Annotated in this window: 24 protein-coding genes; 13 read left to right on the forward strand and 11 right to left on the reverse strand. The window is 53.7% G+C overall.

All coding sequences use genetic code 11. From position 1 onward, the window contains the following. The first annotated feature begins 10 nt into the window (after window positions 1-10). Window positions 11-997, forward strand: a complete 987-nt coding sequence (locus IEX96_RS00710; RefSeq protein ID WP_188873312.1) for an asparaginase — start codon at window positions 11-13, stop codon at window positions 995-997. Window positions 998-1,145: 148 nt separating this feature from the next. After that, on the forward strand, window positions 1,146-2,201 hold the full coding sequence (locus IEX96_RS00715) for an EAL domain-containing protein (RefSeq protein ID WP_150004643.1): 1,056 nt from the start codon (window positions 1,146-1,148) through the stop codon (window positions 2,199-2,201). Between the two features lie 29 nt (window positions 2,202-2,230). On the opposite strand, the gene IEX96_RS00720 is transcribed toward IEX96_RS00715, so the two are convergent. Further along, a complete protein-coding gene (locus tag IEX96_RS00720; protein WP_150004644.1) occupies window positions 2,231-3,754 on the reverse strand; it encodes an alkaline phosphatase family protein in 1,524 nt (507 codons plus the stop codon). A 15-nt stretch (window positions 3,755-3,769) separates the two neighbouring features. Next, window positions 3,770-5,818 (reverse strand): serine hydrolase domain-containing protein, encoded by a 2,049-nt coding sequence (locus tag IEX96_RS00725; protein WP_188873313.1) that lies wholly within the window; start codon window positions 5,816-5,818, stop codon window positions 3,770-3,772. Between the two features lie 227 nt (window positions 5,819-6,045). Between IEX96_RS00725 and IEX96_RS00730 the strand changes: the two genes are divergently transcribed. The 3 genes from IEX96_RS00730 to IEX96_RS00740 all read left to right on the forward strand — a co-directional run bounded on the left by IEX96_RS00730 (window position 6,046) and on the right by IEX96_RS00740 (window position 8,952). Next, complete coding sequence (locus IEX96_RS00730) at window positions 6,046-7,518, forward strand: coniferyl aldehyde dehydrogenase (protein ID WP_229773434.1); 1,473 nt, start codon at window positions 6,046-6,048, stop codon at window positions 7,516-7,518. Between the two features lie 153 nt (window positions 7,519-7,671). Then, the gene (locus IEX96_RS00735) at window positions 7,672-8,397 is read left to right on the forward strand and encodes a hypothetical protein (RefSeq protein WP_188873314.1); all 726 of its coding nucleotides are present in this window, start codon (window positions 7,672-7,674) and stop codon (window positions 8,395-8,397) included. Window positions 8,398-8,478: 81 nt separating this feature from the next. Beyond that, the gene (locus IEX96_RS00740) at window positions 8,479-8,952 is read left to right on the forward strand and encodes a hypothetical protein (protein ID WP_150004648.1); all 474 of its coding nucleotides are present in this window, start codon (window positions 8,479-8,481) and stop codon (window positions 8,950-8,952) included. A 28-nt stretch (window positions 8,953-8,980) separates the two neighbouring features. On the opposite strand, the gene IEX96_RS00745 is transcribed toward IEX96_RS00740, so the two are convergent. After that, window positions 8,981-10,153: a vWA domain-containing protein gene (locus IEX96_RS00745; protein ID WP_188873315.1), complete on the reverse strand. Its 1,173-nt coding sequence runs from the start codon at window positions 10,151-10,153 to the stop codon at window positions 8,981-8,983. A 297-nt stretch (window positions 10,154-10,450) separates the two neighbouring features. Between IEX96_RS00745 and IEX96_RS00750 the strand changes: the two genes are divergently transcribed. From IEX96_RS00750 to IEX96_RS00770, 5 genes are all read left to right on the forward strand, one after another. Then, window positions 10,451-11,233 (forward strand): VPLPA-CTERM sorting domain-containing protein, encoded by a 783-nt coding sequence (locus IEX96_RS00750; protein ID WP_150004649.1) that lies wholly within the window; start codon window positions 10,451-10,453, stop codon window positions 11,231-11,233. A gap of 127 nt (window positions 11,234-11,360) precedes the next feature. After that, a complete protein-coding gene (locus IEX96_RS00755) occupies window positions 11,361-11,822 on the forward strand; it encodes a DUF4399 domain-containing protein (protein WP_150004650.1) in 462 nt (153 codons plus the stop codon). Window positions 11,823-11,975: 153 nt separating this feature from the next. After that, window positions 11,976-13,562: a peptide chain release factor 3 gene (locus IEX96_RS00760; protein WP_188873316.1), complete on the forward strand. Its 1,587-nt coding sequence runs from the start codon at window positions 11,976-11,978 to the stop codon at window positions 13,560-13,562. Then, complete coding sequence (locus IEX96_RS00765; RefSeq protein ID WP_150004651.1) at window positions 13,562-14,200, forward strand: hypothetical protein; 639 nt, start codon at window positions 13,562-13,564, stop codon at window positions 14,198-14,200. The genes IEX96_RS00760 and IEX96_RS00765 overlap by 1 nt, the downstream gene beginning before the upstream one ends. A gap of 151 nt (window positions 14,201-14,351) precedes the next feature. After that, the gene (locus IEX96_RS00770; RefSeq protein ID WP_229773435.1) at window positions 14,352-14,558 is read left to right on the forward strand and encodes a hypothetical protein; all 207 of its coding nucleotides are present in this window, start codon (window positions 14,352-14,354) and stop codon (window positions 14,556-14,558) included. On the opposite strand, the gene IEX96_RS00775 is transcribed toward IEX96_RS00770, so the two are convergent. The 4 genes from IEX96_RS00775 to IEX96_RS14265 all read right to left on the reverse strand — a co-directional run bounded on the left by IEX96_RS00775 (window position 14,548) and on the right by IEX96_RS14265 (window position 18,493). Then, window positions 14,548-15,834, reverse strand: coding sequence for an NfrA family protein (locus tag IEX96_RS00775; protein ID WP_188873317.1), 1,287 nt, complete (start codon window positions 15,832-15,834; stop codon window positions 14,548-14,550). The two genes, IEX96_RS00770 and IEX96_RS00775, sit on opposite strands and share 11 nt — an antisense overlap. Next, the gene (locus tag IEX96_RS00780; RefSeq protein WP_150004655.1) at window positions 15,824-17,227 is read right to left on the reverse strand and encodes a glycosyl transferase family protein; all 1,404 of its coding nucleotides are present in this window, start codon (window positions 17,225-17,227) and stop codon (window positions 15,824-15,826) included. The genes IEX96_RS00775 and IEX96_RS00780 overlap by 11 nt, the downstream gene beginning before the upstream one ends. A gap of 92 nt (window positions 17,228-17,319) precedes the next feature. Continuing rightward, window positions 17,320-18,309, reverse strand: coding sequence for a cobalamin biosynthesis protein CobD/CbiB (locus tag IEX96_RS00785; RefSeq protein ID WP_188873318.1), 990 nt, complete (start codon window positions 18,307-18,309; stop codon window positions 17,320-17,322). A gap of 1 nt (window position 18,310) precedes the next feature. Further along, window positions 18,311-18,493 carry a DUF1289 domain-containing protein gene (locus tag IEX96_RS14265; RefSeq protein WP_150001931.1) on the reverse strand — a complete coding sequence of 61 codons (183 nt, stop codon included), beginning with the start codon at window positions 18,491-18,493 and terminating at the stop codon, window positions 18,311-18,313. 164 nt (window positions 18,494-18,657) lie between these two features. Between IEX96_RS14265 and IEX96_RS00795 the strand changes: the two genes are divergently transcribed. Continuing rightward, a complete protein-coding gene (locus IEX96_RS00795; protein WP_150004657.1) occupies window positions 18,658-19,794 on the forward strand; it encodes an acyl-CoA dehydrogenase family protein in 1,137 nt (378 codons plus the stop codon). Between the two features lie 41 nt (window positions 19,795-19,835). Here the strand turns inward: IEX96_RS00795 and egtD are convergent, their stop codons facing one another. Both egtD and egtB read right to left on the reverse strand, forming a co-directional pair. Then, complete coding sequence (gene egtD / locus IEX96_RS00800) at window positions 19,836-20,813, reverse strand: L-histidine N(alpha)-methyltransferase (protein WP_150004658.1); 978 nt, start codon at window positions 20,811-20,813, stop codon at window positions 19,836-19,838. Continuing rightward, window positions 20,813-22,132: an ergothioneine biosynthesis protein EgtB gene (gene egtB, locus IEX96_RS00805; RefSeq protein WP_229773436.1), complete on the reverse strand. Its 1,320-nt coding sequence runs from the start codon at window positions 22,130-22,132 to the stop codon at window positions 20,813-20,815. The genes egtD and egtB overlap by 1 nt, the downstream gene beginning before the upstream one ends. 111 nt (window positions 22,133-22,243) lie before the next feature. On the opposite strand from egtB, the gene IEX96_RS00810 reads away from it, so the two are divergent. Together IEX96_RS00810 and IEX96_RS00815 are read left to right on the forward strand one after the other, a co-directional pair. Further along, entirely contained in the window at window positions 22,244-22,837 is a 594-nt protein-coding gene (locus tag IEX96_RS00810) for a uracil-DNA glycosylase family protein (protein ID WP_229773437.1), read from the forward strand. Then, complete coding sequence (locus tag IEX96_RS00815) at window positions 22,834-23,778, forward strand: alpha/beta hydrolase (RefSeq protein ID WP_229773438.1); 945 nt, start codon at window positions 22,834-22,836, stop codon at window positions 23,776-23,778. Before IEX96_RS00810 ends, IEX96_RS00815 begins: the two co-directional genes overlap by 4 nt. Before the next feature lie 52 nt (window positions 23,779-23,830). On the opposite strand, the gene IEX96_RS00820 is transcribed toward IEX96_RS00815, so the two are convergent. Next, on the reverse strand, window positions 23,831-24,025 hold the full coding sequence (locus tag IEX96_RS00820) for a hypothetical protein (RefSeq protein ID WP_150004661.1): 195 nt from the start codon (window positions 24,023-24,025) through the stop codon (window positions 23,831-23,833). Window positions 24,026-24,346: 321 nt separating this feature from the next. Further along, the gene (locus tag IEX96_RS00825; protein WP_150004662.1) at window positions 24,347-24,634 is read right to left on the reverse strand and encodes a hypothetical protein; all 288 of its coding nucleotides are present in this window, start codon (window positions 24,632-24,634) and stop codon (window positions 24,347-24,349) included. Window positions 24,635-24,879: the final 245 nt, after the last annotated feature.

Here is a 24,879-nt window from a genome sequence, read left to right on the forward strand (position 1 = left end):
GAAAACCCACATGACAAAGCCCCAAATTGCCCTGTTTACCCTTGGTGGCACCATCGCAATGACGGTGGGAACCAATGGCGGGGTGGTTCCGGCTTTGTCGGGTGATGACCTGATTGCGGCTGTTCCGAATTTGGATGGAATCGCCGCGATCACCGTTTGCGAGCTGGCCCGCCTTGGCAGTGCCAATATCGGCTATGGGCATATCCGGACATTGGTGAAAAAGATCCGGGAGGCGGTGGCAGACGGGGCTGATGGCATCGTCGTGACCCAAGGCACCGATACCTTGGCCGAAAGCGCTTTTGTCCTGTCATTATTGCTGGATGTGGATGTGCCCGTGATCGTTACGGGGGCCATGCGGCATCCATCGCTGCCATCATCGGATGGGCCGGGCAATCTGTTGGCAGCGGTGCAGGCGGCATCAACGCCCGAATTGGCGTCTTGCGGTGTGTTGCTGTGCATGAATGACGAGCTTCATGCGGCTTATGCGGCGGAAAAAAACGATACTGCCAGCACGGCAGCGTTCCGGTCGCGCAATATGGGGCTTGTGGCGCGGTTGGTGGAAGGGCGCGTGATGATGCTGGCCCGTCCCGGACGAATGCCGCATATGTCCCTTGAGATGGACCGGCCACCGCGGGTGCCGCTGATCTCTGCATCTTTTGATGATGACGGGTTGTTGCTGGATCATTTGCCGGCGGATCGTGCGGGCGTGGTGATTGCGGCCTTTGGCGGCGGACATTTGAGCGAGAAAATGGCGGATAGAGCGGCAATGCTGGCTGCCAAATGCCCTGTTGTTCTGGCCAGCCAAACCGGGGGCGGCCGGATTCTTCAATCGACTTATGGCTATCGGGGGGCGGAGATTGATCTGATCGGCCGGGGATTGATCCCCGCCGGGGCATTTTCGCCGGAAAAGTCACAAATTCTTTTGTCCTTATTGATGTCAAAAAAAGCGACAACTCCTTATATCAAAGAGATATTTCAAGATTATCCGCATTTTTGAAAAGCGATTTCGCTAACACTTTCTTTAAGTCTGACCGGTAGATTTATGGAAACTGTTCATAAAAATGCACGCTAGAAGCCAACTGAAATAGCTGAATGATGATTGCTCTCTTTACCATGATGGGTCCTATTTTGCGTAGGGGTTGCATATGAGGATGTCTGCGGCGCAGACAGATTTCCCCATTGCAGGACCGGGATCGGTTCGGGCTTTGCTATGGGCAACCGATGCGGATGCGGCGGAGCTTTTGGCGCGGGAATTGCGGGCAAAGGGGTTTGCCAGCTTTGCTACCAACGCCCACAGCGTGGTCGGGGTCTTTGCCGATGATGTGGCCTTATTGGCTCAGGTGCTGGGCGAGCGATTGGATCTGGATCAAAGGCGACACACCAAAGCCCTGATTTTAAATGGTAAAGCTCCGGAACTGGGTGATTTTGGAAATATCCAGACCGTTGAAAATCTTGTGCACCATCACTCGTCGCGTTGGCTGGTAAAACTTTTGGACGAGCGGCGCTTTAAAAGCCAGATGCAGCCGATTATCGAGATCGCAAGCGGACGGGTGCATGGCTATGAATTTCTGTTTCGCGGCCTGAAGACCGATGGATCGATGGTGCCCCCGGTGGATATGTTCACAGCCGCCCGCGATGAATCGCTTTTGGCGCGGTTGGATGCCTGTGCGCGGGACAGTGCTGTGCGTACCGGCGCGCGTTTTGGCATTGAAGAAAAGCTGTTCATCAATGTTCTTCCCCATAGCGTTTCCGTGGCGCAATCATCATTTACAGACACGCTGGACCTGATTGAAGCGGCCAATATCGAGCCGAATCGGGTGGTATTTGAAATTGTTGAAAGCGAAGCCGTTGATGATATCAACGAGCTGTCGAACATGATCAATTTCTGCCGCAGTGCGGGCTATCGCATTGCACTGGATGATTTTGGTAGCGGCTTCAATAATTTGTCGATGCTGATCGGGTTGTCGCCCGATTATATCAAGCTGGATAAAGGCTTGACCAGCCGGATCAGGGAAGAACCGCCCACCTGGAATCTGGTGGCCAATATGGTGGATGCCGCCAAGCAATCGGGGGTGCAGGTGATCGCCGAAGGCGTTGAAGATGATCACACAGCCCGGCTTTTGAAAGCGATGGGGGCAGATTTTCTTCAGGGCTATCTTGTTGGACGCCCTGAAGATTTACCGCTTGAAATTACCGAGTGACCGGCTTGCCCTTTAAAAGGGACCGGGACTTAGTCTGAGGACTGTTCTTCAGACAATCCCATCGCATAATCCATGATGTGATAGATCACATTCTGCTCGATAACCCCGCCGACCAGATGCGACCATGGGCCTGCGGCAAACAAGGCCACATCCTCACCACCGTGATTTTCCGACCGCGTCGGGATGATTGCTTGCTGGTGATAGTCCAGATCCTGCGCTTCTTCCGATGTCACCAAGGGGCGTTCACCGGTGACGGCGCCGGGGCCAGTCCAATAACCCAGCGTGGTATAGGGCTTGCCGTCTTCAGCCAAAGCAGGCTCTGTGCCCGGTGAGCCATCTTTTGCGGGTGGGGTGGACAATCCGAGGATGGGATTGCCGCGTGTAGGATAGCCGGCGATGGTGAACACATGGCTGTGGTCGGCGGTGACAAGGATCAGGGTATCGTCCAGATCAACCTTTGAAAGCGCCATTTGAACGGCTTGGGCGAATGCCTGACCATCTTGCAAGGCGCGCTTGGCATTTCCATCATGATGGGCGTGATCGATGCGCCCGCCTTCTACCATCAGGAAAAAGCCGTCTTCATCGCGGGATAGAATGTCGATGGCGGTGGAGGTCATGTCCGCCAATGAGGGCTCGCCCGCTTCATCCTTTTGCCGGTCTGATTCGAATTTCATGTGCGAAGGTTCGAACAGGCCCAAAAGATGATCCACCTTTGAAAGATCAAGCGCATTGAGTTCGTCTGCAGAGGTGACATAAGCGGCGCGGTCGAATTTTTCCTGCCATTCCTTGGTCAGATCCCGGCCGTCGCTGCGCCATCCCATAGCCCCTGATTTTTCCGGGTCCGGGGTGGTGTTGGGAAGGAAATTGGCCCGTCCGCCGCCCAACGCCACTTCAATCCCGTCGCCATCGTCAAAGGCAACGAATTGCGCGGCAATGTCGCTACATCCGGCCTCAAGGGCCTCTTTGGGCATGTCGCTGTCATTTTCCCAATTGCGCGAGGGGCTATTGGCATAAACGGTGGATGGCGTTGCATGGGTGAGACGTGCTGTGGAGACGACGCCGGTGGCTTTCCCGGCTTGTTCTGCACGCTGGGCAAAGGAGGCGCGGTGGCCGGTTTTCCCGTCAATGCACTGCCCCACAGGGTGGGTGGAAGCCATATTGACCACACCGAGACGGGTTTTTACGCCGGTCATGATGGCAGAGGCAGTTCCTGCGGAATCGGCGACTTGCGCATTGTCATTATAGGTTTTGACAAGGGCGACATTTGGAAAATGCTCATAAGGCATGACATTTTCTTCACCGCTTTCGCCGCGTGTCTGGCCATCGAAAATGCGCATGGCGGTCAGGGTTGAAATACCCATGCCATCACCGATGAACAGGATCACATTCTTGGCCCGGTTTTCATTTTTGGTAACGGCCAGCCTTTCTTGAATGGTTGCCTTGCCCGATGACCACCATGGATCGGTGCCGTCACTTTTGTCGGATTGAGCCTGTGCGGTTGCCGACAAAAGAGTGGCAAGGGCGAAAGCCGTATATCTGAATGATTTGTTCATCTGCTTTATGTCCGCTTAGAAATAATGAAAACCCAGCGCGTTCCACTGCGATAGTGACACCACATAACAGAGCGCTATCAGCGTAATCGCCATGTGGCACAGTCGTTGCCATAAAGGCCAGGAATGATAGCGCCACAGAGGATAGAAACATGCAAGGCTCAATAATGTCACGCTTGCTGCACCAAGCGCCAGCCAAAGCGCAATGATAAGGCTGGCGGGCGGAAAATCGGCCAGTGCCGTCTGTGGGTTGAGGGCAACAGAGCAAAGATTTGTGGCGAAGAAGGCAAGGAAGAACAGCCACAACAGTCCCATAAGCGGTATCAATTTTTCCGCGACAGCCTCATATGGGGTTTGAGAAATACTGCGTTTGCGCCAGTGCCAGCCCAAAAACAGCGCCATGATCGAGGCAACGGCCAGCATCAGGCTCAGCCCATAAAAGCCCGTCACAGGCGCGATTTTTCCCTTATGCTGAAGGGGGCTCAGGGCATCGCTGCGTATCAAATACGTGATGTCGCTTTGGCTATCGGCCAGAAAAACAAGGCGATCTTCCCCGTTTACCGATTGGAACCGAAGGGGGGCTATCTGGCCATAAGTGCGGGTCTTTGTGCCATTGCGAAGGCTTATATAGCCCTGATCGTCAAGGGACAGCCGATAACTGGCGGCAGGGGCGCGAAACAGGGCTTCAACAAGGGTGAAAGGGCGGTCGAGAGACAGATAATAGCCGGTCAGATTTCGGGCATCGGCTTTGGTGATGGGGCGCGGCCTGCTTGTGGTGGCAGCGCCCGTGCTTGCATCCTGATTGGCTGTTGCACGGTCAGGTGCGAAATAGCGCGCGACAAGCAGGTCGGCAAACGCCGATACCAGATCCGTTCCGCTGCTTGTGTTGGTGGCGATGAAAAGACCCAGATCCAGATCCGGCACCATCACCATTTTGGCACGGAAGAAAAGGGTGTGCCCTTCCTCTCCAATGCCTTGAAGCCCGCCGGGCAAATTATATTCACGAAAGCCGTGGGTCGTGCCGGGCATCCCCTGTGCATTGCTGAACAGGTGGGTGCGCATCATTTTCGCAGTGTCCGCCTGTAAGATCCGGCCATCTTCATATGCGCCGTCATTCAAATGGGCCAACATGAAGCGCGCCATGTCCAAAGCCGTCGCGGATGCGGATGCGGCAGGCCCATAATGGCTTCGATAATCAAAATCCTGCGGCACCGGCCGGCCATTTTGAACGGCAAAACCCTGCGACAGCATGCTTGCCAATATGTCGTTCATGGCCGGGGGCAAGACGTGGCTTTCACGGGCAGATTGGGGGAAGGGCTCGCGGAGGCTTGTGTGCGTCATGCCAAGGGGCGCGAAGATCTGTTCTTCCATATAGCTGGCGACATTCCGTCCCGTTACATGGCTTAGAATGGTTCCGGCCAATGCGGCGGCATAAGGGGACGGAACGGTAAATTGTCCGGCAGGCCGAACGGATTTTGGACGATAGCGCTGAAGATAGGTGCCAAGATCGGTAATGCTTTGAGCTGTTGTGCGGATTGTGTGCCCAAATGAGGTGCTTTCCAATCCCGATGTGCGGGCCAATAGATGCCGCACCAACAGGGGGCCGGTGGGGGCCACTGGCATCGCCAATTCGGGAGGAAGAAGCCTGTTTATGGGAGCGTCCAAGGGAATATGCCCGCTTTCCACAAGCTGCATCAGGCCCGTCCATGTAAAGCTTTGGGAAATCCCGCCCAGCCGGAACAAGGTTTTATCGGCCTGTACCTTTTGGCCATTCCCTGCCGTGCCATAGCCTTTCAGGGTGATGATTCTCCCGTCCTTGACCACCGCCACCGTAACCCCCGCCAAATGATCGCGGGATATCCGGCTTTCCACCACACCATCGATGAACGCTCCCAATGCATTGATATTGGCAAAATTGGGCCGTGCTTCCAAAAGCGGTAAGCCATCTTGGGTAACAGGGGGCGGGGGAAAGGCGCCGGGGCTTAGCTCCTGACCGGGGGGCGTGTTTTGCGCCTGTCCCGATAGGGGCAGCAAGCATAAAAGGCATAAAAGGATTGGGCGAATCATGGGCAAGCCTCGTGGCGGACGGTCTTTAAAAGGATGCACAGGATCGTGGCGGGAATAAAGCGCTCCCCGATTTCCCCGTTTTCGGGGCTTTGACCATCGGCCTCACATAATCGCCAGCCGCGTTATGGATTATAATGGGCTATAAAGATCTTATATGGAAAAATGAGCTGCTATGCTCATTTTATAATCTGTTCGTTTCAAGGCCCCGGATTTCAAGGAGACGATGAATGGGAACGCCAATGGCAGTGGATCATGACGATCAAACCCTTATGGCCATGCGTGCTGCCATGCTGGATGTTCTGGATGCCCAACGCGCAGCGTTTCGCAAGGAAGCGCCGGTCACTTTGGAAACGCGGCTGGATCGTTTGCGGCGCGGCACGGCCATTTTGGTGGACCATCAAGATGATCTGGTAGAGGCTATGGCTGCGGATTTTTCCGGACGGCCGCAATTGATGTCGAAATTCACCGATATAGCCTCGGCCGTAAAGGCGTTCAAATTCGCCCAAAAGCATCTGCGTGCATGGATGAAGCCGCAAAAGCGCCGTTTGGAATTTCCCCTTGGATTATTGGGTGCAAAAGCGCACATCGAATATCAGCCAAAAGGCGTGGTTGGCCTGATCAGCCCTTGGAATTTCCCGGTCAATCTTACCTTTGGGCCTTTGGCGGGCATATTGGCGGCGGGCAATCGGGTGATGATCAAGCCGTCGGAAATCACGCCGCAAACATCGGATCTGATGGAGCGTTTGTTCACGCAATATTTCAGCGGCGAAGAAATCAGCGTGGTGACGGGCGGTGCCGATGTGGGGCAGGCGTTTTCCGCTTTGCCTTTTGACCATTTGTTGTTCACTGGCGCCACGTCGGTGGGGCGGCATGTGATGCGGGCCGCGGCGGAAAATCTGACTCCTGTGACATTGGAACTTGGGGGGAAATCGCCTGTTCTGGTTTCAGGCAGCGCAGATCTTGCGCAGATGGCCGAACGGGTTGTGGTGGGAAAAATGATGAATGCCGGGCAGATTTGTTTGGCACCCGATTATATGTTGGTTCCCAAAGCCAAACTGGCGGAAGCAAAACAGGCCGTGGCGGATGCGGCGGCGCGGCTTTATCCCACGGTAAAATCCAATAGCGATTATACCTCCATCATCAATGGGCGGCATAAGGCGCGTCTTTTGGCGTATATCGAGGACGCCCGCGCCAAGGGGGCGGAGATTACGGTGGTCAATCCTGCCGGTGAACAGTTCATGGACGAGGAAAATTCCAATATTTTGCCGCTGCATCTGGTGTCGGATGTGCGTGACGATATGGCCATCATGCAAGAGGAAATCTTCGGTCCGCTTTTGCCCTTTGTGCCTTATGACCATGTGGAAGACGCCATCAATTATGTGAACAGCCATGATCGTCCGCTTGGTCTTTATTATTTCGGATCGGATGCATCGGAAGAACGCCATGTTCTTGAATGCACATTTTCAGGTGGGGTAACGGTGAATGATGTGGTGTGGCATGTGGGCCATGAAGATCTGCCCTTTGGCGGTATCGGGCCGTCGGGTATGGGCAGCTATCATGGATGGGAAGGGTTCCAGACCTTTAGCCATGCAAAACCGGTTTATCGTCAGACGAAAATCAATCTGGTGAAACTGATCGGGGCGTTACCGCCTTATGGAAAGGCGCTGCGCAAAACTTTGGCACTGCAGATCAAGAAATAACCGGATCAACAAAATGCGCGTGCGGTGCCAAGCATCGTGACGTATCGGCCTGAACCGCTTATAAGAAAAAGGCTCGGGGAATTCCGGGTCAAAGCAAGTGGGAGACGCATCATTTCAAGAAAATACGGGTTTATCGCAGCGCTGGTTCTTGGTTTGACCGGGGCTGTCGCGTCCACGGCTTTCGCATCGGACGTTACCAAAAAAGCACAAGGGCTTGTGGACCAGATCAGCCCTTCTTTGTTTGAAGCGGCGGGCATTGCTCCGGAATTGCGCTTTCCCATAACCGTGATCGAAGGGGATCGTCCCATCGCTATGATGGTCGGGGAACGGCATGGGGAAATTTCCACAGATGTGTTTGTTTTGGCCGATTTCCCCGAAGAGGTGGCGGCAGCGCTTGCACGGATTATTGCGGAAAAGCAGGCAGGCCGTCCGGCTTTGGCCAATCGCAAGGGCTATAAATTTTCCACCCGCGCCCCCGGCCGGGATACCTTGCGCGGCTCGATTACCAGCGTGGATGAGGCAGTGGCGCAATCCAGCGAACGGGCAGCTTTCGATACGCTGAAAAGCAAAAGCGGCTTTGGTCCGCCGGTGGAAGAAATTCGCGCCACAGCCCGCAATCTTGATGGCTTGGCCGTGGAATTGCTGCGCAAAGTGGGGACAACGGGTGTTCCCTTGATGACCCTTTATGAAGCCATGGCCATAAGCGGGGCGGGCCTGTTTGAACGCAATGATTATGAAGGCCGCCAAATTCTGCGCGAACAGATCGGCTGGCTGCGCGAACGGGTTTCCAATGATGAAGATGGGGGGCGGGCGCCACGCTGGATGGCGATGGACACGGATTTGAACGCCATCAAAGAAGGGCTTGAAAGTGAAATGTGACGGACATTTCCGCAGGGCGCCGTATTAAGATTGGGGCCTTAAGGGGATATTTTTGTGGGGGTGTTTGTAGAGAGCGGGTCTATGCGATATATGCGGATTGTTGGTTTTTGCGGGCTTTGTTTGGTGCTGTCAGCTTGTGACAGTGCGGATGCCAAATTCTGTAAGGGTTGGATTTCTGCGGGGTTCGAAAAAGGAACAGACATTGAATGGCTTGAAACGGCCATCACCGATAGGCCTTTGACCCCGCTTGAGGCCCAGCGGACTATTTTTCCGAACTATGATCCCAATGCGCTTTTCAAGCGGCGGCCCGATAATATTCCCAATATCCTGTTTGCCTTGGAAGCGGTTCCTGCTCAGCTCCACACTGTGTCGATAAGCTATCATGTGGTGGAGGACGGGGCGGCACAAACGCAGACCCAGACATGCGAGTTTTTGCGCTTGGCGGAAAATCTGCAGCATGTATCCGATGCGGATCTTTATAGCTTTTTGCAAAAGCAGCAAAATGGAATGGGCAATGATAGTTGCTGCATCCAGACCAATGAAGAGGTGCGCTAGGCTGTGCTCTTAAGGTAGGCTTTTGGCCTTAAACCAAAGCGCGGATGGCACGGTCGATACCATCAAGGGTGAGGGGGAACATCCTGTCATCCATCAGGTCACGCAGCATGGAAATGGATTGGCTATAAGACCAATGCTGGCTTGGGATCGGGTTTAGCCACACCGCTTTGGAATAGACATCCAAGGCCCGGCGCATCCACACGTCACCAGCTTCTTCGTTCCAATGCTCTACCGAGCCGCCGGGATAAACGATCTCATAAGGGCTCATGGACGCGTCGCCCACGAAAATCAGCTTATAATCGGCGGGAAAGGTGTGAAGCACCTGCCAGGTTTCCATGCGTTCCTGATGGCGGCGGCGATTGTCTTTCCAGACACTTTCATAAAGGCAATTGTGAAAATAAAAGAATTCCAGATGTTTGAATTCGGCCCGTGCTGCGGAAAACAATTCCTCGGTGATCTTGATGTGATCATCCATAGAGCCGCCAATATCCAGAAAGAGCAAAACCTTCACGGCATTGTGCCGCTCGGGCCGCATTTTGATATCCAGATAGCCCTTTCTTGCCGTGGACCCGATGGTATCATCCAGATCCAGTTCATCTGCCGATCCGGTGCGGGCAAATTGGCGCAAGCGGCGTAGCGCTACTTTGATATTGCGGGTGCCCAATTCCACATTGTCGTCCAGATTGCGAAATTCCCGTTTGTCCCACACCTTGATGGCGCGGCGATGGCGGCTTTCCTTTTGGCCGATGCGCACGCCTTCAGGATTATAGCCATAAGCCCCGAAAGGGGACCGACCGGCGGTGCCGATCCATTTATTGCCACCCTGATGGCGCTCTTTTTGTTCTTCAAGGCGCTTTTTCAGCGTTTCCATGATGGTGTCGAAATCGCCCAAAGATTTGATTTTTTCCATTTCTTCGGGGCTGAGATGCAATTCCGCCAGTTTTTTCAGCCAGTCTTCGGGCAGGTCAATGCTGTCGGCTTCGCTCATGGAATCCAGACCTTTGAACACATGGCCAAAGACCCGGTCGAATTTGTCCAGATGGGTTTCATCCTTCACCAAAGCCGAGCGCGACAGATAATAGAATTGCTCAACGGAAAAAGAGGCAAGCCCTGCTTCCATCGCTTCCATCAACATCAGATATTCCTTGAGAGAAACCGGAACGCCCGCTTGTCTCAAGGTTTGAAAAAATGAAATGAACATGGGCTGCTCTTATCATGGAAAGGCGGTGTTTGTCATGGCGTTGCACTTGTTTTGTGCCGCTCTTTTCGTCTTTAAAATGCGCCGGCCCGAAAAAAAGCGTGGCAGCCCGGTTTTATAAGCATTGTCCCGAAATGAGACGCCCCCTGTCGTCAGTCTTTACAAGTCTTCTAAGAAAACGGGGTTCTCTTGGAACAGGATTCTATAAGATAATGATCTAAAAGGATTTAATTTTAAAAAATAGAGTTGGCGCGTAGTTTGCTGATGTCTCCCATAAGCGTTGTTTTAGGGGAGTGCGGCATGAAAGCCATAGCATCGACGATCATTGCGACCATGGCCTGTTTGGGTATTGCGACAGCGTCAGACGCCAATGCCACGATCATCACCAGCCATAGCTATGATCTGTTCAGCCATCCTGATGGCAATCAGGCCCCGCCGATTTATGGACTGCGGCTGGATGGCATCGGGCGGTATTTGACCGGATCTGGCGGGGTTAGCGATAGCTGGACCTTCGCCTTTGATACGGTGATCGCCGATGTGGTTCTCCATGATGATCCATTGCTCAATACATTCAGCATCTCCGGCACCGGTATTGGTGGTTTGGATTTGGGCGGTGGCAGCCATGTTGCGTCTTCTGCCGTGTCGTTCAATTTCGTTTATACGGGGTTTGATGCCGCTGCCGATTTCGATCCCCTTAATCCCGATATCACCATTTCCGACAGGGGGCGCGGGGCCAGTGAAAAAGGGCTTGGGTCTATCACGTTCGAGCAAAGCGTTTTGGGGATTGATGCCGGCGCCAGCGTTGGCTTGATTGCGTGGGGCGACAATTCAGGGCGTTTGTTCAGCTTCCAATCCAATAATCATCGGCTGGATTGCCCGCAATCCGAGCATTGCGGCTTTCCTGTCGGGTGGGGATGGATGGGCCTTACGGGTTTGACGGCGTCTCCCTTTCATACCACGTCGCAAGACTGGCTGTTTGCCAGCCGTTATGTGGTGACCGAGGTTCCTTTGCCGCAAACCGCTTTGTTCTTGCTGACCGGGCTTGCTGGCGTTTTCTCTCTGCGTCGGCGCAAACGGGTTTAAGGGCGACGCCTTGAAAAGAGGCCATCTGTCCTTGCTCTTTGTTGGACAAAAGCCGGTTCTTTTCGTTATGGTCCCAGACGATCGCATTGGTATGGGGCCAGTGGGAAAAGCCGGGCAGGAGAGAGTGATGGCAACAGGTTTGAAAACAAAATCGATTGGGGCGGCTTTGGCTGTGGCCGTAAGCGCGAGCCTATCTGCCATATCCGGTCCGGCGGTGGCAGATCATCATAAAGCCAGCGAAAATCCTGCCCCCCGTGCCTATATCGTGAATCTGGAAGATGGGCAGACCGTCACCAGCCCCGTTCTGGTGATTTTTGGGCTTGAAAATATGGGCGTGGCTCCGGCGGGTGTCGATAAGCCGGGCACCGGCCATCATCATTTGCTGATCAATGCGGAATTGTCGGACGAGGATATGGCCTATTCCATCCCCGCCGATGATCAGCATAAGCATTTTGGCGGTGGACAAACGCAAACCACATTAAATCTGGAGCCGGGGACATATACCCTGCAGCTTGTGATGGGCGATGCCAATCATGTGCCGCTTGATCCGCCTGTGATGTCAGAGAAAATCACCATCACGGTAAAATAGCCGCTTTATCCGAACGATTTTAAGCAATTTGGCAGGCAAACAGCCTGTCTGAACTGGCTTATTCTGGTCAAATCGACCTATCCGGTTATCACGACTATCGCCATTTATGAGTTTACGGCATAGATTGCGCGCACGTGATAAAAGGACCATTCGATGACTCTTGAAGAAGAAATCAGCAACCGCCGAACCTTCGCCATTATTTCGCATCCCGATGCGGGGAAAACCACGCTGACCGAAAAGCTGTTGCTGTTTGGCGGCGCGATTCAGCTTGCCGGAGAAGTGAAGGCGCGCGGCGAAAGGCGGCGGGCCCGGTCCGACTGGATGAAGGTGGAGCAAGAGCGCGGCATTTCCGTTGCCTCATCGGTGATGACCTATAGCTGGCAGGACAGCACTTTCAATCTGCTGGATACGCCGGGCCATGAAGATTTCTCTGAAGATACCTATCGGGTGCTGACAGCGGTGGATAGTGCCGTGATGGTGCTGGATGCGGCCAAAGGGATCGAAGCCCAGACCTATAAGCTGTTCGAGGTGTGCCGCCTGCGCGATATGCCGGTTGTTACCTTCATCAACAAGATGGACCGTGAAGCCCTTGATGCCTTTGATTTGCTGGATGAGATCGAGCAAAAACTGGCCTTGGACGTAACGCCCGCCACATGGCCCATTGGCATGGGCCGGGATTTCAAGGGATGTTACGATCTGATCAATGATCGTCTGATTTTGATGCAGGCGGCCGATAAGAACATCCGCTCGGAAGGGATTGCACTTGAAGGGCTGGATGATCCGCGTTTGAGCGAATATCTGCCGCAAGATCGCGTCGATAGTTTACGCGAGCAGGTGGAAATGGTGCGCGGGCTGTGCAAGCCGTTTGACCGGCAAGCCTATCTGGAAGGTCATCTGACGCCGGTGTTCTTTGGCAGCGCCTTCAACAGCTTCGGTGTGCGTGATTTGTTGTCGGGCCTGCGGGATTTTGCACCGTCACCGGGGGCGCAAGCCGCTGTGGAGCGCCAGGTTGATTCAAAAGAGCCGAAGCTATCGGGGTTTGTGTTTAAAATTCAGGCGAATATGGACCCGAAACACCGCGATCGTATGGCCTTTGTGCGGCTTGTTTCGGGGCGGTTCAAACGCGGTATGAAGCTCAAGCATGTGCGCACGGGGAAAACCTTGTCGGTGCATAATGCCCAGCTTTTTTTAGCGCAGGACCGGGAACTTGCGGAAGCGGCGGTGGCTGGGGACATCATCGGTATCCCCAATCATGGCGGCTATAAAATTGGCGATACCCTGACAGAAGGCGAAGAGATTCGCTTCACCGGAATTCCAAGCTTTGCGCCGGAATTGATGCAAAGGGTAAGGCCCGTAGACCCCATGCGCGCCAAACATCTGGCCCGCGCTCTGGAGCAATTGGCCGAAGAGGGCGCGGCGTCTGTCTTCAAGCCCTATCTGGGGGCCGACTGGATCGTTGGCGTGGTGGGCAGCCTGCAATTCGATGTGTTGGCTGACCGTATTCGCACCGAATTCAATATTCCTGTTCGTTTCGAGCCCACAGAGCTTTATACTGCCCGTTGGGTGGAAGCGTCCGACCCTAAGGTGCTCAAGCAATTCATGGACGCCAATCGCACGGCTTTGGCCGAAGACCATACGGGGCAACCCGTATATCTGGCCCGCAATCATTGGCACCTTAATAAAGGTCAGGACGATTGGCCCGACCTGAAATTTTTGAAGACAAAACAAGAGGTGGCCTGATGCTTTCTTCGCGTTTGTTGATGATTATCCCGATTGTTCTTGGGGGCGGCAGCCTTGCCTCTTGCGCGGAATTCGGGGAGCAATCGGGGCCCAATAACAAACAGGTTGAAGCCGCGCTGCGCCATCATTACGACCTGATGGCGCAGGCCGTTGGGCCACTGGATTTTCAGGTGGAGCGGGAAATCCGTGAAACCTTTGACGAGACTTTGGACGACGAGACGGATGAGGAGGAGGTGCAGATCGTGCAGCCCCGCGATCGGGAAGACTGTACCGAAATGCAGATGATCATCCGCAAGCCCAATGGAGAGGAAACGACGGAAACATTTCGTGTTCCCTGTGATGTGCTGGACAAGGCGCGTATCGGCCTGCAAGAAGGACTGCGGGCAATGGAAGAAGCCTTCGATGAAAGCGCTGTGGTTTTTTCACGCAAGATGGCCCGTTTTTCTCCGGGTGAATTCGATCATGCAAAAAAGATTGCGTGCGTGGCGGCAAAAGAACGCCCGGGCTATGTATGTGATAGCCGTGTCTGGATGAGCTTTGGAAAAGGCGAGCCGCGTGTGCATATGGTAACGGCCCGCTTTGTTTATGATGGGGATGACTGGCTCGCTTTGGAAGTGGATGACAGTCGGTTTCAGTAAATATACATTTATTACGAGTGCTGAAATTTCCTTCTGCATCTTTTTATTTGTGATGCAGAAGGTTAATCTGGTAGCTTTATCCAATCGGTTGCAGAATTTAATGTGTCTGTAGATATTTTTTGAGTAATTTATGTGCGCAAATAAACTGGAAATGACCAAGTCTCTTATGCGCGTTCGTTACGCGCTTGAGGCATTGAACGATCAGGATCAAGAGGCCGTGGTGCAACTTTTGGAGCAAACGGCGCAAAAAAAATCCCAAAACCGCGCTCCGCTGATGAATGATGGTCGGGATGTGTATTTTTGTTCGCGCTGCGGTGGCTATCACCCCCGTCAACGGCATTTGGGCCTTAAAAACTAAGGCTCAATGTTACGGTTACGCCATTGGGGTTGCGTGATGTACCTGCGATATTGTTGCGATATTGCACGGTCATGTCGATTTTTTGCATAGGGGCTTTATAAACACCGGCCCCAATGGGCAGGCTGATCGTGAGGCCGGGACCGCCTTCCAACAAGGATGATCGCCCCAAAGCATCATCTTGCCAAAGCCCCGATAAAACCAGATGGGGCGTTATCTGTATGGGGCCGAATTCGGTTGCGCGGCCCAGTCTGGCTTCACCGCTGAGTTGTAGATCTGTTTTCGATAATCCGATGGCGGCAATGTCGCCGTAAATGGACCAGAAAAGCCACGACTTTCCTTTTTGCCCGATAGGGCGTTCAAAGCCCGCGCCTTTGGAGGCCGAGGCGCGAAACAGCCAGTCATCCCGGGAAAAGGCCCCAAGAGAAATCAGGCGCTCCACCCCGATGATAATGGATTGGCTGGCAAAAGGTTTCAGTTTCAAGCCCACACCACCTTGCAGGCTTTCATCATGGGGGGTGGGCGCCGCGCCATCGATGGTCCATAAAATCCGTGAAAAGCCGGCAATCCAACGGTCTGGCGATCCCAGATCAAGGGGAATACGGGCATTACCTTCCAAAATTCCCTGACTTTGGCTTAACACCCGGTCACCGAAACGCAGCTCTTGCCCGGGGGTGGCATTGGTCCGCCATAAAAGGCTGGCAGATCCCCAAAGCGTTTGTGACAAGGCGCGCACTTCCCGCTTCAATAGCTCGGTGGTGTCCGGATCTTCTTCATGGTCGATGGCGGCCTTGAACTGCTCGATCGCACAGGCGCGGTCATGCAACTGACGGCACAGATATCCCAATTGGCGGTGCAAAAAGCTGTCTGACGGGCTGGCCTTTGTGGCTTTTTCAAAAGCAACACGGGCCGCTTGCACATCGCCTGAGGCAACCAAGGCAAAGCCCAGCGCTTTCAAAGTCTGCGTTTCGGGTTGTAACGCATAGGCAAGCTGGAATGTCTGCGCCGCTTTGGCATAGGCTCCCAGATTATTATACAGATGGGCCAGATCGAGCGCGATTTGAAGGCGGCGCTTCGGGTTTTGTTCCTGTTCCAATGCCCGTTCAAAAAAGAGTGCCGCATCTTCATGCTGGCCTTTTTGCAAAAGCTGATAGGCGCACGCTGTCGTTTCCATCATTGGATCGCACGGATCGGCCAATGCCTTTGCGGGGCTGAACAAAACAGGCCACAGCGCGGCCATCAGGGCAAACCAATGCAAAGGCAATTCTTTATTTCCCATGAATTGCCTCGTCATTTTCGGGGAAGATATGTGCGGTTTTCTCCCAGTGCAAAGGCGTGCCCAGCAGCCGATGGGCGGTATAAAGGCGCAGTGCCCGCATGGCCGCTGCAAAATTGATAAAATTGGCAACCACCATGCGCGGGGCCGATATCATGCCGTGTTGCCAGCCATAAAGCCGGGTCGCATAGAGCATGCGGTGGGCCACGCGGTTAAACACCAGAGCGAGATTTCCAATCAGCAAAAAGGCCAAGGGCGATCCGGCCTGGATCAAGGGGCGAGCATTGTGAAGGTGCAGCGCTTTCGTGGCTTCAAAAACGAGAATAAGGGCCATGACGACATAGGCAAAAACGCTGACAAGAGCGGTGAGAATGGCCTTTCTGTCCCGCATCAGCATATATCGGGTGGCCCAGTTTCCGGGCCATCCCTGACTTGCCCATGCTTGTAGGGCAATGCCGATCAACCAGCGGGCTTTTTGCCGGACAGCCAGCTTGAAAACTGCGGGGAAATATTCGCGGGTGGCGATGACCATTTGCCCGTCTTTGCTTTCAGGTAGCCGGACGAAAATGCTGCGATGACCCAGACGCAGCAGGATCAGGGCCAGTTCATAATCTTCTGTCAGGCTATTTTGTGAAAAAGGACCGTGGTTTTGATGCATGTCTACCACATCTTGTAAAGCCTGACGGGAAAAGGCACAGCCAACACCGGCACAAGGCACACCGCCTGCAAATCTTTCCCGGAAAACCAGATCTTTTTGATGGGCTTCTGCAAATTCATCCAGATAATGCCCGCTGACAAGATGGCGTAAACCGATGGGCAGGGGGACCACGGGAAGCTGGATCATATGGGCACGGTCAGACAGATAATTGAACAGCTTCAATTCTTCCGGATGCACCACATCTTCTGCATCATGCAAAACAATCTGCTTGATGGTCTTATGGCAAGGATCTTGGTGAAGGGCGCGCCAAAGCGCATTAAGGCAATCGCCTTTGCTGGTGGGGCCGGGATGGTCCAGTATGATGATTTTCAGCCATTTTCCCAAAGGGTCCACGGATCGTGCCGCGCGGGCGGTGGCTTCATCATTGGGATAAACGCCCAAGAAAACATGATAATGTTCATACCGAACCGTATCATGAAGGCGTGTCAGCATGGGGCCGATCACATCACTTTCCTGCCATGCCGGGATGAAAATGGCGATGGGGGATTGGGGGATATCTGGAAGGCTTTGCGAGCAGGCTCTTTGGGAGGTCCGATAAACGGTAAGGGACCGGGCCAGCATCCGCACATGGGTGCTGATATCGATAAACAGATCATCAAGCCCCGAAACGGCAAGAATAACCGCAACGATCCATATCAAGCCCGTTAGTGCAAAATGCACGGGCTCTGCCCCCTCCATATCATCCCCTCATGAAAGCGTTTCGGCCTGTTCAAGATGTGCCCCCACATCCCTGCCGATTTTATGACGTATTTTTTCAAGAAATCAATGGATTAGGCCGTAACCATATAAATGGCCAAGGCAAGCAAAAACAGCGTGTATATCAGGGCTGAACGGGCCGCCAATTTATGGGCTTGGTTGATGCTGGAGATGGAGGGAGACGGCATATCTTCTCCGAAAATATCGCCCGTGCGTTGATAGCTTCCAATACATACGGGGCCGCCCAAACGGGTCCCTAAAAATCCGGAAAAAAGAGCCACAGACAAGCTGAAGGTTGGCCATGCATAGCGTTTTCGGGCGCAGGCCATATGAAGACCGCGCGCCAATCCTGTACCTCTGGTGATCAGGCTGCCAAGAAACAGGAATGGCAGGCTTAGAAAAATCGCCGGGGCCAGAAAAATGGCGGAGCCATAGCGCAGGGCAAAGCCGAAACTGCGGGCATGATCGGACCGTTCGTCAATCATGATGCTGGCGGTGTCGATCAATTTGAAGGCAAAAAGTGCGGGAAGCCCGCCCAATGCGTACCACAAAAGGGGCGCGATAAAGCCTTGGGAAAACCCCATGGCGATGCTTTCAATGGCGGCGGCGGACAAGCCATGTTTGTCCAGATTGGCGGTGTCCCGTCCGGTGATAAGGGTGATGGTCGCTCGGCCTTCTTCAAGGCTGGATTCCAGACTCCGCGTGATCAGGCGCATACGTTCCAGCATGGGCCGAAGCCCCAAAACAGCGGCAATCAGCATGGCATCTATGATCCAGCCAAAGGGGATCTGTTGCAAAAGAAGCGAAAGGCCCAGTCCGCACAGGAAGCCGAAAATGAGCAGGAAAACCGCTATGGAAATAGAATCGATGCGGCGGGCCCCCTCATTGACGGAAGGGTGGTTATAACGCCGTTCGATCATATTGATCATTCGTCCGGCCAAAACCAATGGCCGTGAAAAAAACCGGCTGATGCGGCTGGAACTGCACAAGGTGAGATTGGCAAGAATGGCGATCAGCACTGTCCATAAGGATTGGTCTAACGCCGGCGGTATTCCCAGATCCATCTTATTGCCCCCGCAAAATTTTTCCCGGCCGACGCTTGGGCAAAGCCACAAGGACGGCATGTTTTTGTGGCCCGTCCGCACGTCCCCACATGCGGATCTCCAAAGCGGTGCGCCAACAGCCCATACACAGCCCCAACACAGGGTCCAATACGCAGATTTTGGTGCAAGGTGATTTGCAGTGCATTGTTTTGATGGATCCCCATACCGTGCAAGGAAACCCCGCCTACGGTGCTATATCAGACTATGCCAGTGCAAAAGCCCCTGAAGCAAGCGGCGGGTTGAAAGGCAACGCCGTCCGTGCAAATCATGGGCGGATGATGTCCCGGATAACAAGGCTAGGATGGTGAGATGGATTTTGCGTTAAGCGATGAACAGACCATGCTCAAATCGGGCGCAGAACGGTTTATCCGGGAAAGCTATGCCTTTGAAAAACGGCGGGGGCTTGCGGCTTTAGATGAAGGCTTTTCCCGCGACCATTGGCGCAGCTTTGCCGAATTGGGCTGGTTGGCTTTGCCCTTCAAAGAAGAAGATGATGGTCTTGGTGGCAGTGCTGTGGATGTGATGCTTTTGATGGAGCAATTTGGCCGCGGATTGGTTCTGGAGCCTTATCTCTCCACCATTTTAATGGCTGGCGGGGCCATCAGCTCTATGGGGTCGCCAAGCCAGCGCAAGCGTTATCTTCCGGCCATTATGGAGGGTAAAACTTTGGCTGCCTTGGCTTATGTAGAGCCACAAGGGCGCTATGATCTGGCAGATATCAACACCAAGGCCGAGATTGATGGCAAAGGCTGGCGGTTAAGTGGTGAAAAAAGCGTCGTTTTAGGGGGCGGTTCGGCGGATGTGTTTGTGGTTTTGGCGCGTACATCGGGGGCGCTTCGGGATGAACGGGGACTTTCCTGCTTTTTGCTGGAACGCGGGATGGAAGGCCTGACGGTCCGTGATTATCGCACCACCGACGGAAATCGCGCCGCAGAACTGACATTCGATGCGGTGGCTTTGGAGCCAGAGGCACTTTTAGGCCCGGAAGACGGGGCCTTGCCCTTTATCAATGCGGTTATTGACCGGGCAACGGCGGCGGTCTGTGCGGAAGCGGTGGGCATCATGGATGCGGCGGTGGAGAAAACCCGTGCCTATCTGCTGCAGCGGAAGCAATTCGGCCAGCCCCTGGCGGCATTTCAGTCTTTGCAGCACCGGCTGGCGGATATGGTGATCGGGCTGGAGCAAACGCGGTCACTGGCCTATGTGGCCAGTATCCGTGCGGATGGCGATGATCCTGTGGAACGCGCACGGGCCGTGTCTGCCGCGAAGGCAGAAGTCGCGCGAAACGGCATCTTTGTTGTTGCCAATGCGGTGCAGCTTCACGGAGGCATGGGGGTTTCCGAAGAACTGGATATCGGCACGTTTTTCAAGCGCCTGCATATGATCAATGCACTATTTGGTGATCGTATATTCCATATTCGCCGCCATGAGGAACTTGTGGCCTGAAAAACCGGCTGTGGCCGGGTTTGGCATGGATGGGCGCGGGATCAATCCGCGCTCAAGACATGCAGGCTGAATAGTTTTTGTTCGTCGGTATAAACCGTGACCGGGGACCAGCCCGCTTTTTTTGCCAAGTCCTGAAAATCGGCAATGGAATATTTGCAGCTGATTTCCGTGTGGATGGTTTCCCCCGCCTTGAAGGAAATCGGATGGCCTGCAAGATCGGTCGTTTGATCTTTCAGGCTTTCCAGATGCATTTCAACACGGCTCATATTCGCATTATAAAAGGCTTTGTGGCGGAAGCTGTTTTCGTCAAAATGGCCGCCCAGTTCCGTATTGATCCGCCGGATAAGGTTGAGATTGAATTGCGCCGTTATCCCTGCGGCATCATTATAAGCGGCATCCAGAACCGTCTTGTCTTTTTTCAGATCCACGCCGATCACCAAAAGCCCGGCATGTCCCACAAGGGATTTCACAGTGCCGAGAAAGCGCTGGGCATCTTGCGGGGAAAAATTCCCGATAGTGGAGCCGGGGAAAAACCCCACCTTGCGGCCTACATTGTTATTGGCTTCTCCGGGCAAGGCATCAAGGCTGGTATAATCCGCGCAAATGGCGGTGATGGGAATATCGGGAAAATCGGTGGCCAATTCCTGGGCGGCTTCGCGCAGATGGTCGCCGGAAATATCGATGGCGGTAAATCCTGAGGCGCTGTCCAGCGCCTCAAGCAGCAAGCGGACTTTTTCCAAAGCGCCCGCACCGAATTCGATCACCAAAGCTTCAGGGCCGATATGTCGGGCGATATCTGACCGGTTTTTCTCCAGAATCGCCAGTTCTGTGCGGGTGGGATAATATTCCGGCTGCTTGCAAATATCCTCGAACAGACGCGATCCCCGCTCGTCATAAAAGAATTTTGCCGATACCGCTTTGGGAGTGCTTTTCAAGCCCGCTAAAGCAGCATGCTCGAACGTTTCAAGGTCTGGTGCCAAATCAATATAGGCAGCCAGAGGCGTGGTTGTAGAGGGCATTAAATATCCTTGGCTAAACGAAGACCACTAAATTGCCATTGGGCATGCGCGGGGAAAAAATTGCGATAGCTGGGACGCCAATGATCCTTCGGCGTAACACAAGAGCCACCGCGTAAGACATACTGGTTGCACATGAATTTGCCATTATATTCGCCAATGGCTCCGGCAGCGGTGCAAAAGCCGGGATAAGCGCTATAGGCCGATGCAGTCCAGTGCCACACGGCACCGGAAAGTTGGGTGAAGGGGGTGCTGCCTATCTGGCGGGCCGGGCTGGGATGAAGGCGGGGCGACTCTTCCGCGCGGTGGAGGGCTATATGGTCTTCTTGCGCGGCCAGGCTGGCGATGGTGGCATATTCCAGCTCTTCTTCCCGGGGCAAGCGGGCTCCGGCCCATGTGGCAAAGGCATCGGCTTCATATAAATTGATATGGCATAAAGGTTCAGACCAATTGATGGGCTGGCGTCCATAAAGCGTGAAAATTTGCCAATCATCCTCTTGGCGTGACCAATAAAGCGGGGCGGAGCGGTTTTTGGATTTCACCCAATCCCAGCCTTCGGACAGCCAAAGCATCGGGTTTTGGTAGCCGCCATCCTCGATGAACTCCAGAAATTCTCCGGTGGTGACCAGACGGCTGCTCAAAGCTGCCTCATGAAGCCAGACTTTATGCCGTGGCCCTTCATTGTCGAAAGCGAAGCCGGGCGGGCGGTGGCCGATTTCTGTCAGTCCTTCGGGGATTTTTTGCCATGTGGCTGCGGGGATATCCTGCATGGCCTTGGGGAAGGGGCTGGCATAGCCCGGCGCCAAAGGATTGCACGACAAAACATGCTTGATATCGGTAAGCAACAATTCTTGATGCTGCTCTTCATGGTGGCAGCCCAGCTCGATCAGGGCGGCGATATCGGGCCAGTCCTCACGATCGGCCCAGTCTTCAATACGGGCATTTACAGCATCCGTCACATGACGCCGATAGTCCAGAACCTGCGACAGGGGCGGGCGGCTCAACAGCCCTCGTTGTGGGCGGGGATGGCGCGGGCCTTCCGCTTCATAATAGGAATTGAACAGGAAATGGAAATCCGCATCGAATATCCTGTAGGTGGCATCAAGGGCTTTGAGAATGAAGGTTTCAAAAAACCATGTGCTATGCGCCAAATGCCATTTTGTCGGGCTGACATCCGGCATGGATTGAATTTGTGCATCTTCCGCCGACAGCGGTGCCGCCAAGGCCTGCGTCTGGGTGCGGACAGCCAGAAATCTGTCGGCCAGGGCCTGCTGTTCCAGCAAGGCTGGTGAAAGTGGCCGCGATTGGTTTAGATTTTGCAATAATCCTCACCCAATAGGAAGAAACCCAAATCAGCTTGATGCCGACCCACCCATACTTTAGCGGATATATGAGTGAATTCAAATATTAGCGATAAACAAGCCAAACCAAGCTTGGCACCTCTTCTTGCTGAAATTAGGGCCTGCACGGCTTGTGCTGCGCATTTGCCGCTTGGCCCTAATCCGGTGGTGCAGGCAAGCACCAAAGCGCGTTTGGTGATCGCGGGGCAGGCGCCGGGATTGGCCGTGCATAAAAGCGGCAAACCTTTTGACGATCCATCGGGCGCGCGTTTGCGCCAATGGATGGGCATTGATATGGAAGATTTTTATAATCCGCTGAAGGTGAATATCGTCCCCATGGGGTTTTGCTATCCTGGACGGAATAAAAACGGCGGCGATTGCCCGCCACGCCCGGAATGTCGGGCACTTTGGCACGATAAACTGTTTGCATCCTTACCCGAACAAAGCCTGATTCTGGTCATTGGGGCTTATGCCCAACGCTATCATCTGGGCTCTTTACGAAAGGCGTCCTTGACGGAAACCGTGCGCAATTGGGAAGCCTATGGACCAGTTTATGTGCCTTTACCGCATCCCAGCCCGCGTAATATCGGATGGTTGAAACGCAATCCGTGGTTTGATCGGGATGTGGTGCCGATGCTCCGTCGAAAAGTGGCGGATATCCTTGGCAGGGAAGGAGAGACGGTGTGAGAATATGGGGCTGCGTTTTTATGCTTTTGGTGCTGGCATCCTGTGCGCCAGCGGTTCAAAAGCCCATTACAGAAGAACCGCAGCGGCCATATTTGACGCGCGATCTTTATGTGGCAGCCGATGGGGCGCAGCTTCCCTATACCCAATGGCCTGCGCCTCGGTCGTGTGCCGTGGTCATAGCGCTTCACGGCTTTAATGATTATCGGTCCAGCTTTGCTTGGCCGGGGCCGATTTTGGCGCAGCAAGGGCTTTCGGTTTTTGCCTATGACCAGCGCGGATTCGGGGAAAGTGCACAGCCCGGACTTTGGGCGGGGGAAACCCTTTTGGTTCAAGATGCGCTGGGCTTTATACAGGCGGTGAAGGCCCGCCATCCGGATCAACCGATCATTTTATTGGGAGAGAGCATGGGAGCCGCTGTGGCTTTGCTTACGGCCCGAACCCCTGCAGCGACGGACCTTGTTGATGCTGTGGTCCTTGTGTCCCCCGCGGTTTGGGGCTGGTCTGAAATGCCGTTTTTTTACCGCATGAGCCTGTGGCTGACAGCGCATCTGGCGCCGCAAATGCAACTGACAGGGCGGGGGCTGGGCCGGATAGCCTCGGATAATCGGGAAGCCCTGATTGCCATGGGCCGAGATCCATTTGTTATTAAAGCAACGCGGGTGGATGCCATATATGGGCTTGTGGAGTTGATGCAATCGGCCTTGGAAAGCGCGGAAAGCCTGACTTTACCGACTTTGGTGATGATCGGGGAGCAAGACCAGATCGTGCCGGTTCCCGCGATGCAGGCGCTGGTGGATGCCCTGCCGCAAGCCGTTACAGAAACCAGACTTTATGAAGATGGCTACCATCTGCTTTTACAAGATCACGGTCGGGCCCGTTTCTTGAAGGATATATCGGACTTTGCGGCAGACCGGATCGGCGCATCCTGTAAAGACCGCTGAAAAAATCGTGGATATTTGAGTGTGGCGGCGTGTGATAATGCCCGGCTGTGGATCAGGCGGCGTATTTTTGGGTCAAAGGGGGCTTGATCAAAAGCCAGCCCAAAACACTGCCCATAGCAGCGCCTCCACCAACGGCAAGCATGCACGCAATGCCGGATATGCCACATAGATGGGCCACAAAAAAAACAGACAAAGCCCCAAGCGCCGTGCATAAAAAGCCGGCCAAGGCCAGACGCATATGAGACATCGTGACGTTCCCTCATGAACACTTTATGTGGATTCCAGCTCTCGAATTTACACAAAAATGCAGATATTTACCAGATATTAATTTTTGCGATATTGGCACAATAAATGCATGGATTTAATGGAGCGATGTCTGTTTGCGTATATTTATGGCTGTGCACAATCAACGCGATTTGGGAGCCTGATGAAAAACTCCGAGAACCATAAAATCGGACGGCAGTTCAGTCGTAGGGGTGCCCTGTTTTTATGGATTTGCACCAGCCTTCTTGGCTGGGCGTGCGTGATGATCGTTATTTCTTTTATTGTGTGACCGCGTTTCAGCGCCTTAGCGTGAAAGATGCGGCTCATCATTTTCACCAGAACCGGGCTTTACCAAAAACCAGCCGATGAAAGAGCACGACATTGCGCCAGAGAGGCTAAAGAACAAGACATCTCGATCCATTGGCTGAAACGCATTACCATAAGCGCCAAGGGCGGCGCCAAGAGCCAATCCGAGCACTGTGCCAAGCAGTCCAAAAGCAAATCCTGAAAGTACAATCTTTTTCATAACAACGCCCTGTGCATGAATATTGCCCATCAATAAACAGGATATTTGTGAAGAAAAAATCTCCATTTGCTTTGATTTTTATGAAAATTAAAAACATCTCCTTGAAAGAATAGCTCTAAAGCGGGAGAGGGAGGCAAAAGGCCGGAATAGGAAAATGTGTCTATAAATTTTACAGTTCTAGGCTGGATAGCCATAAGCTGTCATAAAATCTGACATTTTATCCGTTATGGTAGATTGGATGGCTTGTTTTTCGCGGCACTTCTAGGTGGCATAGAAGTTGCTTGGGTTGTCTGCCAGGTGAATTGATAGAA

Origin of the sequence: Iodidimonas muriae (assembly GCF_014647255.1) — a bacterium.
GTDB classification, from domain to species: domain Bacteria; phylum Pseudomonadota; class Alphaproteobacteria; order Sphingomonadales; family Rhodothalassiaceae; genus Iodidimonas; species Iodidimonas muriae.